The 13,396-nt window shown below is 28.2% G+C and carries 14 protein-coding genes; 6 read left to right on the forward strand and 8 right to left on the reverse strand.

The genetic code is table 11. The annotated features are described in order from the left end of the window. Nucleotides 1-193: 193 nt before the first annotated feature. Nucleotides 194-1,318, reverse strand: a complete 1,125-nt coding sequence (locus tag L3J35_13230; protein MCF6367147.1) for a site-specific integrase — start codon at nucleotides 1,316-1,318, stop codon at nucleotides 194-196. Nucleotides 1,319-1,469: 151 nt separating this feature from the next. On the opposite strand from L3J35_13230, the gene L3J35_13235 reads away from it, so the two are divergent. Further along, complete coding sequence (locus tag L3J35_13235) at nucleotides 1,470-1,823, forward strand: hypothetical protein (protein ID MCF6367148.1); 354 nt, start codon at nucleotides 1,470-1,472, stop codon at nucleotides 1,821-1,823. Nucleotides 1,824-1,836: 13 nt separating this feature from the next. Here L3J35_13235 and L3J35_13240 read toward each other — a convergent pair whose 3' ends face one another. The 5 genes from L3J35_13240 to L3J35_13260 form a co-directional block, all read right to left on the reverse strand. After that, entirely contained in the window at nucleotides 1,837-2,733 is an 897-nt protein-coding gene (locus tag L3J35_13240; GenBank protein MCF6367149.1) for a YegS/Rv2252/BmrU family lipid kinase, read from the reverse strand. Nucleotides 2,734-2,865: 132 nt separating this feature from the next. Then, a complete protein-coding gene (gene secG, locus L3J35_13245) occupies nucleotides 2,866-3,213 on the reverse strand; it encodes a preprotein translocase subunit SecG (protein MCF6367150.1) in 348 nt (115 codons plus the stop codon). Nucleotides 3,214-3,222: 9 nt separating this feature from the next. After that, nucleotides 3,223-5,439, reverse strand: a complete 2,217-nt coding sequence (locus L3J35_13250; protein ID MCF6367151.1) for a hypothetical protein — start codon at nucleotides 5,437-5,439, stop codon at nucleotides 3,223-3,225. A gap of 18 nt (nucleotides 5,440-5,457) precedes the next feature. Then, a complete protein-coding gene (gene lptE, locus L3J35_13255) occupies nucleotides 5,458-5,961 on the reverse strand; it encodes an LPS assembly lipoprotein LptE (GenBank protein ID MCF6367152.1) in 504 nt (167 codons plus the stop codon). Nucleotides 5,962-5,965: 4 nt separating this feature from the next. Beyond that, nucleotides 5,966-7,210, reverse strand: a complete 1,245-nt coding sequence (locus L3J35_13260; protein ID MCF6367153.1) for a sigma-54 dependent transcriptional regulator — start codon at nucleotides 7,208-7,210, stop codon at nucleotides 5,966-5,968. A 125-nt stretch (nucleotides 7,211-7,335) separates the two neighbouring features. Between L3J35_13260 and kdsB the strand changes: the two genes are divergently transcribed. Next, on the forward strand, nucleotides 7,336-8,082 hold the full coding sequence (gene kdsB / locus L3J35_13265; protein MCF6367154.1) for a 3-deoxy-manno-octulosonate cytidylyltransferase: 747 nt from the start codon (nucleotides 7,336-7,338) through the stop codon (nucleotides 8,080-8,082). Between the two features lie 46 nt (nucleotides 8,083-8,128). Next, entirely contained in the window at nucleotides 8,129-8,503 is a 375-nt protein-coding gene (locus L3J35_13270) for a T9SS type A sorting domain-containing protein (protein ID MCF6367155.1), read from the forward strand. A 279-nt stretch (nucleotides 8,504-8,782) separates the two neighbouring features. Here the strand turns inward: L3J35_13270 and L3J35_13275 are convergent, their stop codons facing one another. After that, nucleotides 8,783-9,778 (reverse strand): GSCFA domain-containing protein, encoded by a 996-nt coding sequence (locus tag L3J35_13275; GenBank protein ID MCF6367156.1) that lies wholly within the window; start codon nucleotides 9,776-9,778, stop codon nucleotides 8,783-8,785. A 160-nt stretch (nucleotides 9,779-9,938) separates the two neighbouring features. Here L3J35_13275 and L3J35_13280 point away from each other — a divergent pair, with 160 nt between their 5' ends. The 3 genes from L3J35_13280 to L3J35_13290 are packed head-to-tail and all read left to right on the forward strand — an operon-like array spanning nucleotide 9,939 to nucleotide 12,631. Next, nucleotides 9,939-11,324, forward strand: a complete 1,386-nt coding sequence (locus L3J35_13280; protein ID MCF6367157.1) for a HAMP domain-containing histidine kinase — start codon at nucleotides 9,939-9,941, stop codon at nucleotides 11,322-11,324. A gap of 37 nt (nucleotides 11,325-11,361) precedes the next feature. Continuing rightward, nucleotides 11,362-11,952: a hypothetical protein gene (locus tag L3J35_13285; protein ID MCF6367158.1), complete on the forward strand. Its 591-nt coding sequence runs from the start codon at nucleotides 11,362-11,364 to the stop codon at nucleotides 11,950-11,952. A gap of 1 nt (nucleotide 11,953) precedes the next feature. Then, nucleotides 11,954-12,631, forward strand: coding sequence for an RNA pseudouridine synthase (locus L3J35_13290; GenBank protein ID MCF6367159.1), 678 nt, complete (start codon nucleotides 11,954-11,956; stop codon nucleotides 12,629-12,631). 51 nt (nucleotides 12,632-12,682) lie between these two features. On the opposite strand, the gene L3J35_13295 is transcribed toward L3J35_13290, so the two are convergent. Further along, on the reverse strand, nucleotides 12,683-13,261 hold the full coding sequence (locus L3J35_13295) for a hypothetical protein (protein MCF6367160.1): 579 nt from the start codon (nucleotides 13,259-13,261) through the stop codon (nucleotides 12,683-12,685). Nucleotides 13,262-13,396 lie beyond the last annotated feature (135 nt).

A 13,396-nucleotide genomic window follows, 5' to 3' on the forward strand; every position in this document is an offset into this window, starting at 1 on the left:
GGAATTTATATTTTACCGATAATTTTTCAAGTTGTTTAATTCGCAGACAGCTGAGAAAATGAAATTAAGAAAACAATAAGTCTAAGTTGATATAAACAAACTTCAGTGACTTATTGCACGATAACGTGTGTATAAACACAACCACCAGACTTTTCTATTGCGTTTATATCGACTGTAGTTGTATGTTTTTTATTTAGGCATCTAATTTATTATTTTTTAATAAATTATCCAAAGGACTTGTAATCTTTTTATTATTAATTTCAATTGTTTTTGTATAAATCTCAGTTGTCTTCGGATTGTTATGCCCAAGCATATTTTGTATATGACGCATATTTACTCCGTTTTGAATGCAATGTGTTGCAAATGAATGCCTTAAAGTGTGAACTGTTGCCCACGGATTTGAATTTGTATTTTTAACGGCTCTTCTGAAAATATATCGAATGCTCGACACACTATATTTTCCGCCTGTTTGCCCTTCAAATAACCAATATGAGGGCTTATAGCTTTTGTAGTATTTTCTTAACAGTATAATAAGGTGTTCAGATAATATTGTTTTTCTGTCTTTTTTTCCTTTTGAATCTTTTACATAAATATATCCGTCTTTTGAATTAATATCTGCAATTCGCAGGTTCGTAAGTTCAGATATTCTTAATCCCGCACTGTAAATTGTCCAAAGTATTGCTCTGTGTTTAAGGTTGTCAGGGCTTTGTATGATTTTCATTACTTCTTCTTCACTTAATACATTAGGAATTGTAACGCTTCTTTTCGGTCTTCTGATTTCATAATATTCCCTGGGAATTTCCAAAACGTATTCATAGTATGCTTTTATTGCATTAATTATCTGGTTTTGATAACTTTCACTTATTTTATTTTCTTTTATAAGTTGATAAATAAAACTTTCAATTTGTTCTTTCGTTATCTGTTTTACATCCGAATTCATAAATCTTGAAAAAAATACCGTAAGCATATTTTTGTATGTATTAATTGTTGATTTGCTCATTCCTTTCAAGGTCAAAACTTTTTCCAAGTTGTTTAATGCTTCAATTCCTGACTCTGATAACTTTCTGCTCTTAATTTCTCTCGGTGCAATTTCTTCTTTTATAATGCACTCGTTTCCGAAAATATTCTTTAAGTAGTTTAAATTTTCTTTGGTGTTTATTATTGACCAAAGTTTTTGTGAAGGATGCCAAAAGCTTGAATTTAAAGATTTTACTTTTTTACGAAAATCAAACCTTTTATAAGGGATGTAGATTTTAATTCTTTTCGCATTTATTCTCGGATTGTAAATAACAACTTTCATCTTTATTGGAATTTTCATGTTTAAATTTCCAAAAATATAGAATAAGTTACTATTTTATATGCTTATTATAAAATAATTACATAATTAAAAGAATATAACAGTTAATAACCGATAATAACGGTTAAAGTATTAAAATAAAAACTGTATCTTTGAAATTAAAAATAAAAAGATGCAACGAAAATGCAAAATGTGTAAAGAGCCGATTTTTGGAAGAAGCGATAAGATATTCTGTTCGGTTTATTGTAAATCTGAATATCATTTGAAATTAAGGAGAGCAACAAATGTTGAAGTAAGGGAAATTAATAAAATTTTAGCAAGAAACAGATCAATTTTACTTGAGATTTTAGGAAAAAATTCCGTACAGAGAAAAGTTAAAAGATTGATACTTGACAAAAAGAAGTTTAATTTTAAATATCATACTCATATTTTAAAAAACATTAGAGGGAAGTTGTTTTTTTATATCTATGACCTTGCTTGGATGGAGTTTTCTGATAACGAAATTTTAATTGTAAGAAAAAGATAAGAGTTCTCCGAATTTATAATTTACAGGACTTTGTTTTAATAAATTTTATTTTTCTGCTTGAAATTTTAATATTATAAATTCCGTTATTAAGCATAGGTTCACCGTCTATATGATATTTTTGGAATGAAGTTTTAATAATCAATTCAGATGAATTGTTGTTGAATTCAATATATCTTGAGTTTTTTAATTTTCCTGTAAACAGCTTGATAATAAACCCCGGATATATGAAAACAGGAAAAGGTTTTACAAGCACCGCAACATAATTATTGCTGTTAGGTTTTGCCGACGGTGCAATGCGAGCATTATTGCCGAATTGAGAGGTATTTGCAATAACAACCATATTGAATTTACCTGTAATTGTATTGTTTTCAAATGTAATTTCGGCAAGAAAAGGCTTAAACGTAAATATCGATTTTATCACAGATATTGTATAACTTACAAGTCCGCGTTTTTTTCTGCCTGCAAAATCGTGTGCCACAATGCTGTCAAATCCTATTCCGAAAGCATTAACGAATTTTTTTCCATTTACTTCAAGAATGTCAATTTCAATTGTTTTTCCTTCAACAATATCTTCAACAAGTGAATTAAGATCTTTTTTAAATCCGGTTTCTTTTGCAAAACCGTTTCCGGAACCGGCAGGAATAATTGCCAAAATTTTATCGGGATATTTATAAAATAAATTTATTGAACTGTTAATTGTTCCGTCGCCGCCGACAATAACAAATACTTTATATTTTTGTATGTTCTGTTCTGTAAATTTGAAAAAATCTTGATATGAACTGCTTATAAAGAATGATAGTTCAGATTTATGGTTTTTGATTTGATTTATGATTCTGTGAATTTGCTTTTTTCCTGAATTGGGATTAATAATGAAAATAATATCTTTTGTATTTATTATATCTTTTTCCATGTGTTTAGCAAAAAAATAATTCGAATGTTAAATTTGTTTAAACAGGTTTGAAATTAATAAAATATAACGCATAAAAAAACATGCCGGCAAATAATTATTACTGACATGTTTAAAAAGTTTTGAGAAATGTTTTTATTTATTTTCTTCGTTATTTAAGCCTTCGATTTGCTCGGGAGATAAAATATTTGGAGTTGTTTCCATTTGATTTAACTCTTTTAGGGCTTTTTGAGCTTTTGATTCTGCACTTTCTTCTTGTCTGGGAATAGCAACACTTGCGGTTATGCTAAAAACAATTAATGCAATTGCAAGTGTCCAAGTTGTTTTTTCTAAAAACTTATTTGTTTGAACAACACCGCCCATTTGTCCGCCGGAACTTCCGAAAGTTGAAGATAAACCTCCGCCTTTTGAGTTTTGTGCCAAAACAATAAGAATTAATAATACGCTTGCTGCTATAATAAGTATAATTGCTAATGTTAACATATCAATATTTTATTTTAAATTTTTAGTTTCATTAATTTTGGCTGCAAAGTAATCCTTTTTTTCCGGATTTTTCAAAATTAATTTCTCATAAATTTCGATTGCTTGGTCATATTTTCCCTGATTGATATAAATACTTGCCATTAATTCAGTAGTTACGGGCTTTTTTATTTTTGTACTTTCTTCAGAAATGTCAATATTTTCGGAATCATCAATTTCTTTTCTTTTTAATGAAGGCTTTTTATCAACAAATTTTTGTATTAAATCGTCAGTTTTTTTTGTTTCGGGTTCTGTTACTGTTTCTTCTTTTTGACTTGTATTTTTCTTTTTATTTTTGTATGCGGCAATTCTGGCAAATACATCATTTGCAGCTTTTGCTTCAGCAATTTTTCTCTTCTTTTCTTTTTCTGTATCTGTTTTTTGCTTAGCTTCTTTTTCGTCTTTTTTTACATCAGCAACTTTTTCAGTTTTAATTTCTGTTTTTTTATCCGAAACTGCATCTTCTTTCTTTTCTATTAACTCAAAGGCTTCCTCTTTTGAGCCTTCAATTATAATTTTGCTGCTATCTTTATCTTCTGTAACAATCTTTATTTCAGATGAATCAGTTGTGTTTTCAACAATAAATTCTATATCTTCATCTTTTAAGTCTTTAATGCCGGTATCATCTGTTTTTATTGAAATTTCTTCCTTCTTTTTTGTTTTTATTTCGTTGTTTATTTCATCTTTTACTTCTGTTTCTATTTTTATTTCTTCACTTGCCGGTTTGGTTTCAATTTCAATTTTTATTTCGTTTGTAAGCGTTTCTTTTTTATCTTCTGAGATAATATCAGTAATAATTTCGCCTTTACCTTTTTCGGTAACCGTATCTATTTTTATTTCATCGGTAACTGTTTCTTTTTTGTTATCTGTAATCGAATCAATTTTTATCTCGGTTTCAGTTTTTTTATCTTCTTTAGTTTCTTCGTTATAGGAAGTTAAATCAGAGATATCATCAGTTATTTTTACGAACGGTTTACTGTTTTCCGTTGGGTTTTGTTTTTTTGAGGTGATTATTTTATCGTAAATGCTGTCAATTGCAAGTCCTTCATTATCTGATTCAAAAGTGTCATCAGCTGTTTTTATTTCTTCAACAATAATGTGTTCTTTTTCGGGTTTTATTTTGTCTTTTTTGCTTTTAATATCTTTTTCAGTTTTTATTTCAATTTTCTCATCTTTTTCCTTTTTAATTTCGGGAACGCTGTCTTTTTTGTCATCTTTTGAGGGTATTGATATTATTTTTGTGAAAGGATCTTTTTCATTATCCTTGTTTTTTTCTGAACTTTTATCTTCACTTTTTATATCAATGTTTTCAGGTAATTCTGTTTCAATAATAATTTCATCGTTTATTTCTTCAGTTTTTTTGTCTTTGATTTTTTCATCAATTTTTTGAGTATCATTTTCTTTTAATTTTTTTCTTTCTGCTCTTCTTTTTTCTCTTTCGGCTTTCTTTTGTTCTCGTTCTGCGTTATTTTTTTCTTTACCTTCTTTTGGTGTTTGTTCTTCTCGAAGCTTTCTTTTTTCAGCCATTCTTTTTTCACGCTCAATTTTCTTTTTCTCACGTTCTGCTCTGGCTTTTTCTCTGTCTTCATCAGAAGTTTGCTCGGCTCGAAGTTTTCTTTTTTCGGTCATTCGTTTTTCACGCTCAATTCTTTTTTGTTCTCTTTTATCTGCAACGGAAACTTCAGTTGTTTTGTTATCAGTAACAATATCGGTTGTTTCATCTTTACTGACAACAACAGAATAATCTTCGGGAGATTTCAGCAGTTTTGAAATAATAGGTTCGAAGAAATTTCTGATTAATGATTCATGTTTAGGTTTTCCGTTTTCTTTAAGAGATTCTCCTTTATCAACTCTTCTTTTTGTTCTTCTTTTCTGAATCCTTTTTCTGATATCTTTTCTTGTTTGACTTTCCTCTGCTTTTTCTTTTTCTTCTTTTTTAACGGGAATTACTTTTATTTCTTTAAGAATAATAAGTTCATGCAGAATTTCTCTGTTAGGAACAGATGCAGAAATTCGACTTATGGCAGAGTCATAAATTTCTTTGCTTACATTATGTGCAGCCTTAATAAATAACAAATTAGCTGAATGAAAAAACGGATATTTTTCTAACAAAGATTTTATTTTGTCAAAATCTTCTTCTTTTATTTTTACCGGGTCAGCGATATAATCTTTAAAATCTTGAATTTCCATAACTTTTATTCATTAAATTTACCAGTTTACAACTGATTTATTAAATATATCATCAATAAGTTCTTTTACAATTATTTCGGTTAAACCGTCTTCAACATCTGTTAATAATTCAGAACTTAAATAATCGTCATATCTTGAAAATGAGGTGTTAAAATTATACTTCTCATTATTTACACTTGTATATTTTACTCTTACGGTAATTGTTAATCTGTTGTATTCTGCTTGTTCGCTTTGTGTTACCGCAACAGGCTTTGTGTTGTATGAAACAATTTCGCCTTCGAACATTAAATCTCCGTTAAAATCTACCAATTCAAGATTTGTTTGAGAAATAAATCTGTCTTTTAAACTTTCTGTAAACAGCTGGCTTAGATTAGGGTTAACAATAGCAGCTCTGTTAGGAAAAAATTTTATTGTTACTGTTTTATCATCCGGATGTAATGACGCACCTGAAAATCTATAAATTCCGCAAGAACTTATAATTGTAAAACTGAATAATAAAACAATAAATAAATTTTTTTTCATTACTTTATGTATTGATATTGTACTCTTTAAGTTTTCTATACAAAGTTCGTTCCGAAATTCCCAGCTCTAATGCTGCATATTTTCTTTTACCTCTGTGTTTATTTAGTGCTTTTTGGATTAATTCAATTTCTTTATCTTTTAAAGACAAAGATTCTTCAACAATTTCTTCTGTATCTTCAATAAAGGCTTCTCGTTTATCAAATTTATCTTTTTCTCCCGGGGTTTGCACAAAATCATCTTTTACATTAAAAATATTATCCGATACATTATTAATCCTTTGTTCTTCTCTTAAGAAATTATCGGAAATATTAACTCTGTTTTCTGAATTTTGTGCCAATCCTCTTACTATTGTTTTTAATTCATTAATTTCATTTCGCATATCAAAAAGAATTTTGTATAAAATTTCTCGTTCATTTGCAAAATCTTCTTTATTCACAGAGCCTTCATAGACCATAGGTAATTGATCATACTCTTCAGGAAGGTATTTTTTTATTGTTTCTGCATTAATTAATCTGTTTTCTTCTATTATTGAAATTTGTTCCGATATATTCTTTAATTGCCTGACATTTCCTTTCCACCTGTAGTTTTCGAGCAAAACTTTTGCTTCTGCGTCAAGTTTTACCGGCGGCATTCTGTATTTTTCCGAAAAATCTTGTGCAAATTTTCGGAACAAAAGGTGTATGTCTTCTGTTCTGTGTCTTAAAGGAGGAATAGTAATCGGAACTGTATTTAATCTGTAATACAAATCTTCTCTGAATTTTCCTTTTTGAACTGCTTTTTGCAGGTTAACATTTGTTGCTACAACAACTCTTACATCCGTTTTCATTGCTTGCGAAGAACCTACTTTAATATATTCTCCGGTTTCAAGAACACGCAGTAATCTTACTTGAGTTGACAGCGGCAATTCTCCAACTTCATCTAAGAAAATAGTTCCTTTGTCTGCTTCTTCAAAATAACCTTTTCTGCTTTTAACGGCACCGGTAAAAGACCCTTTTTCATGTCCGAAAAGTTCAGAGTCAATAGTTCCTTCCGGAATTGCACCGCAATTTACTGCAATATAATTGTTGTGTTTTCTTGCACTTAATTGATGTATAATTTGAGGGAACATTTCTTTTCCTGTTCCGCTTTCACCCGAAATTAATACGGATAAATCGGTAGCAGCTACTTGCATTGCAATATCAATTGCTCTGTTTAATCCGGGGTAATTGCCTATTATTCCGAATCTTTGTTTTATTTGTTGTACCGTCATTTTTATTTACACACAATTTTAAATAATTTACAAATTTGCTAATTTTATCAGAAAAAATCAAATTGGTGTAAAAATATAGTATATTTTTGTAAAACATATTAGATTAGTGAATTAATTTAATGCTTATGAAAATACTTGCAATTATACCTGCCCGATATTCTTCTGTTAGGTTTCCGGGAAAACCGCTTATTGATATCGGAGGAAAACCAATGATTGAAAGAGTATATGAAAGAGTTTTTAATGTTATTGATAATGTTATTATTGCTACTGACGATTATAGAATTGCAGATACGGTAAAACAATTTGGAGGTAATTATGTAATGACATCGAATGCCCATAAAAGCGGAACCGACAGATGTGCAGAGGCATTGTTGCTTTTTGAAGAAAGTTCCGGCAAACAATTTGATGCAGTTATAAATATTCAAGGTGACGAACCTTTTATTGAAAAAGAACAATTAAAAAAAGTAATTGAGTTGATTAAAAAGCCGAATACTCAAATAGCAAGTTTGGTAAAAAAGATAGATAATAATGAAGATATTTTTAATTCTGACAAACCGAAAGTCGTTCTTGATAAATATAATTTTGCAATTTATTTCAGCAGATCTCCGATACCGTTTATAAGAGATTCGAAAAGAGAAAAATGGCATTTAAAACATAACTTTTTAAAACATATAGGAATTTATGCGTATAAAAGCAAAGTTTTGCAAGAAATAACAAAATTAAAACAAAGTAAATTAGAAACAGCAGAATCTTTAGAACAAAACAGATGGGTTGAGAATGGTTACAAAATTGCACTTGATTATACTGATGTTGAAAGTATTTCTGTTGATACAAAAAGTGATTTAGATAAAATATTAAAAAAACATTTTTAATTTGTGGAAACATTATTTGTTTTTCATCGTACAATAAACTGAGCATATGAATAAAATTACTAAAATATTATTTTCAGCATTTTTATTTTTTTCTGTTTTTGCTTCATACTCTGCAAAAGCACAAGGATTTTCAGATGGAAAAACGACTATAGTCGGATTTATTCCGAACTATGATGTTTTGATTTACCCTAATCCTGTTACAAATAATAAGTTTTATGTCAGATCTGACAGAGTAATCAAATCAGTTGAGGTAATGAATATTTTAGGACAAAATATTAAAACTGTTAACAATGAAACAAATGTTCCTTATAATATTCTTGTTGAATTAGGAGATATAAGAGATATAAAGAAAGGAATGTATATGGTAAGAATAACTTTTGATGATGAACAATCAATAATACAAAAAATAATATTAAAATAAATTATAAGTAATTAAGTTCAATTGATAAATGTCTGCAATTTGCAGATATTTTTTTTGTCTTGTAAGGTGCACACATTGAAGGTGTTACAGTTAGGAGGGTAAAAAATAATAAAAAAAACAAAAAAAAATGAAACCTTTTTAAAACATCTGCGTATATGGTAATAAATAAAGATTACTAAATCTTTTAAATAATCAATTTCAGAAAAAGTAATAGTAGCTTAAATAATTTTTTGGTGTTTTTATGGTTTTAAAGTCCGGCATTTTTGTCGGACTTTTTTATTAGATGTTTCTGAAAAATGAAAGTTCTTCTGAGAAATCGATGAAACTGAATTCTTTGTTTATTTTTTCTATTAAGCTGACATTATACGTTGCAAATTTTTTATATTCAGGTGAATTCGGAAAAAAAGCTCTGTGTTGTTTTGCTTTTATTATTTTCTTAATTTCTTTATATATTTTTACCGTTTCATTTGAAAAAAAAGAACTTTTAAAATAGTTGAAAATATAGTTTATTGCAAGTTCATTTGGATGCAACATATCTGAATTATAAAAACGGTAATCTCTCAAATCATCATTCATGATTTCGAATGCAGGAAAGTAACAGCAGTTTTCCGTATCGTTTATAATCCTCTCGGTTGCTGTCCTTAATAATGATTTACTTAAACTGTTTTGTGCAAAACCGTCTTTCAAATGTCTTACAGGACTTACGGTAAAAATAATTTTTAATTCGGGATTAAATTCTTTAAGCCGATTTAATAAACCAAAATATATTTCAGAAATTTCAGTTTCTGTCAGCAATCGTCTTTTAAACATCTTTGCCGGAACTTTATGGCAATTTGAAACAACATTACCTGATTCTATATTTTCAAATATCCAAGAAGTTCCAAAAGTTATAGACAAATAATCGGCATTTTTCAAATATTCAGAAGAATTATTAATTCTAACATTAATATCATCCAATATTTTATTTTTATCATCTTTTGAGAATCTGCTATGATGAAAATAACTGTGCCATTGTTCATTATGGTAAAAAATATCATCTTTAGTGAAAATTCTTTTTTCTAAAAGAATATCAAGTGAGTTTTTAATTGAAACAGGATTGTATAAAATTCCGAAAGGATTTATATCAATATTAAACTTAGATTCCGTCAACTTTTTTCCGATATTTTCAGTAAAGCAAGAACCGATAAACATAGTTTTTGACTTATAAGAAATCTCAAAATCAAAATTTACAGGCTTTATTACAGTTCTGAAATTAATTTTTTCCGATTCCGACATAGCTTAATTTTTTTATCAAATTTAACTCAAAATTGTATATTTCAGCACTAAAAAATATCCTTTAATGTAATAAATTTGCTTTTAAATCTTATTTGTCATATATTCAACAAGTTAACACATTACAGGTTTTCGCATATAACATATTATCATTCAATATTGTATGAAAAAAGAATCTGATATATACAGATTAAGGTATCGAAATTATATAAACGATATAACTGAAAAAAGAATTAATTCTGTAGTTATTATCAGTATATTTCTTTTATTATTCCTTTGTATATCCGATGTTTTTATCAGAAATAATGTTAATGCCATATATACAAGAATACCGCCTTTATTAATCGGGGGTATATTAATCAGTTTGAGAAACTTAAAACGTTTCAAAAGAAAATCTTTATTAACATCTTTATATAACTTCCTGTTAGCAACACTTCTTGCAATGATGTTTGCTAAATACCTAATTCATCTTAACTCCGAAACAGAATCAATAAGTATTTCAAGCATAATTACGGCTATTTTTATAGTTTCTCTTGAAATACGCACAAACTTAGTTTATACAATTTTAATTTATCTTATCCCTTTCATTCTTTTTTTTATAGTTCTGTTCTCTTTCTTTTCTGCTACAAAAGAACAGCTATTACCTTTTATTAATGTTTTTATAATGATAATAGTAGGTTTTTCAATTAACCGAATTCAAAATAATTTAAGATATAAAAATTTTAAAAGCGGATTCTTACTGAATGTTGAAAAACAAAAACTTTTTGAAAAAAATAAAGAACTGCAAAACTACCAAAACAAGCTTCAGGATTTAGTTGAGGAAAAGACAAAGTCGTTGCAAATTGCTCTGAAAAAAGTTAAAGAAAGTGATGAACTAAAAACATCTTTTTTACAAAACATATCACACGAGATAAGAACACCGATGAATGCTGTTCTTGGCTTTGTACATTTATTATCAGAAAAAAATAAAGAAGCCGAAAAAGAATTTGAAATTATTGATAAAAACCTAAGGCAATTATTAAAAACTATTGATGATATAATTCTGTTGTCTGAATTACAAACAAAACAATTTAAAATAACTCCTGTGAAATTTGCAGTTAATTCTTTTATGAAATCACAGTGTGAATCAACAAAAAAAAATATTGAAGAAAATCTGAAACCAATTTTAGTTTCATATAAAAAAGATGCAGAAAATGATATAAAAATAAAGACCGACAAAGATATTTTGAGTAAAATATTTTCTTACATACTTGAAAATGCAGTAAAATTTTCTGATTCAGGAGAAATTAAATTGTCATACAAAATAGAAAACAATCAAATTATATTTATAATATCAGATAACGGAATAGGAATTTCCGATAAAAATTTACTCTTTGTTTTCGATTTATTCAGAAAATTTGAAAACTCAAATAATATCTTTAGAGGTGTTGGAATAGGATTAAGTATTGCAAAAGAACTTACAAATATCTTAAACGGGAAAATTACTATAAAATCAAAAGAAAAAAAAGGAACAACAGTCGAAATTATTTTGCCTGCAAACAAAAATTGATGCAAATTTGTTTCTTAAAAAAATAAAAAAGTTAGTCATGAAGAGTGATTACAGCATTTCAATTTTAAAAGATTACAGTAAGCTGGAAGAAATACATGAGTTAGCACATAATGCATTTATCGAATCCGGATTAATAACAAAAAAACAAAACAATAAATTAGATTTATTTCCGCACTTAAATAAAAGTAAAAATACAAAAACTATTATAGCTGAATATTCAGATAAGATTATAGGAACAAACTCAATGACTTCTGACGGTATAAACGGACTTCACACCGATAAATATTTTAAAAAGGAAACCGATAATTTCAGAAAAAACACAAAAATAAAAATAGGAAGTTCATGGAGATTAGCAACACATAAAGATTATCGTTCAAATATAATGTTGCTTCTTGATTTAATTGAGAAAAGCGTAAATGTTGCTATTAACATGAAAATTGAAACTTGTTTGTATATATTTGCAAAAAAACATGAAGGTTTCTATAAAAAACTGTTAAATGCAACTTTAGTTGCCGAAAAGAAATGTTATATCGAAAAAGGCTTAGAAGTACATTTAGTATTAATGAAAACGGAAACTGAAGAAACAAGAAAACATCTAAACGAAATATTTATCAGAAGAAAATTTTAAAATGCCTGAAATAATATATGAAGATAATCATCTTATAATCGCAAATAAAAAACCGGGAGATATTGTGCAAGGTGATAAAACCGGCGACAAAACTCTTGCTGATGACATAAAAGATTATATAAAACAAAAGCACAATAAACCCGGAGATGTTTTTTTGGGAATAGCACACCGCTTAGACAGACCCACAAGCGGCATTGTAATTTTTGCGCGTACAAGCAAAGCATTAGCACGTATAAATAAAATGTTTGCCGAAAAAGAAATTAATAAAACTTATATTGCAATTGTTGATAAAAAACCTCCGAAACAAAAAGATACAATTACACATTATTTAGTGAGAAACAGAAAACAAAATAAATCTTATGCAAATAATAAGGAAGTTTCAAATTCAAAAAAAGCAATGCTTACTTATGAAATAAAAATAAAATCAGACAAATATTATTTACTCGAAATAAAACTTCATACAGGAAGGCATCACCAAATAAGAGCTCAATTAGCAAAAATCGGATGTAACATAAAAGGCGATTTAAAATATGGATTCCCGCGTTCAAATCCTGACGGAGGAATTTGTTTGCATGCATACAAAACAGAGTTTTTACATCCTGTAAAAAGAGAAAATATTATTCTTGCCGCAAATCCGCCCGATGATAAGCTTTGGGATTTTTTTATTTCTAAAATCTAAAAAAAAGCTGCTTAGTTCAACTAAGCAGCTTTTTTTACAATGGAAATAGAATTAATATTCCAAATTATAATAATCCATAACTTGATAATAATCATTGATATCTACACCTGCATTTTCTAATTCATTATAAATTGCTTGTTTAGGACTTAAGCTTTTACCGTTTCCTTCAGTTGTGGTAATATTGGTAGGTTCTATAATTACAACTTTGAACCATTCCATCTCTTTTAAATCTGCATTTGGAGTATAAGTACCGTCAAGTTCTAATGAAACAATCATAATATTATATTCGGGTACAGAAGAATATGTAGTAGGAGAACCGTTTACAAACATAGTATAGTTTCTGTGTACTAAACCTGTCCAAACATCTCCGGGTATTAAAGTAGCATAGCTAACTCCAGTATGTTTTACATATCCTAATATTACATTATTTTGAATAATTTCATTGGTTAAAACAGAAGACATATCAATATACATACCAGAACCATTGCCCCATACCGGGTTATTATAGATATATGTCTGCACATTTGCATTACCGTCTGTTCCGTCAACTCCGTCAACTCCGTCAACTCCGTCTGTTCCGATTGGTCCGATTGGTCCTTCACAGGAAGCTAACCCTGCAATTACAATCATAATAAATAAATCAATGTCGTTTAGTTAAGGATTAATCATAACTGTGTAAAAATAAGAAAAATATAATAAAAAGTTCTTTGAAATTTTGCTTTTTAAAAATAGTATTTATTTTTACGGTATATATAGGGGGTAAGT

Source organism: Bacteroidales bacterium (genome assembly GCA_021648725.1).
Classification (GTDB): Bacteria; Bacteroidota; Bacteroidia; order Bacteroidales; family JAADGE01; genus JAADGE01.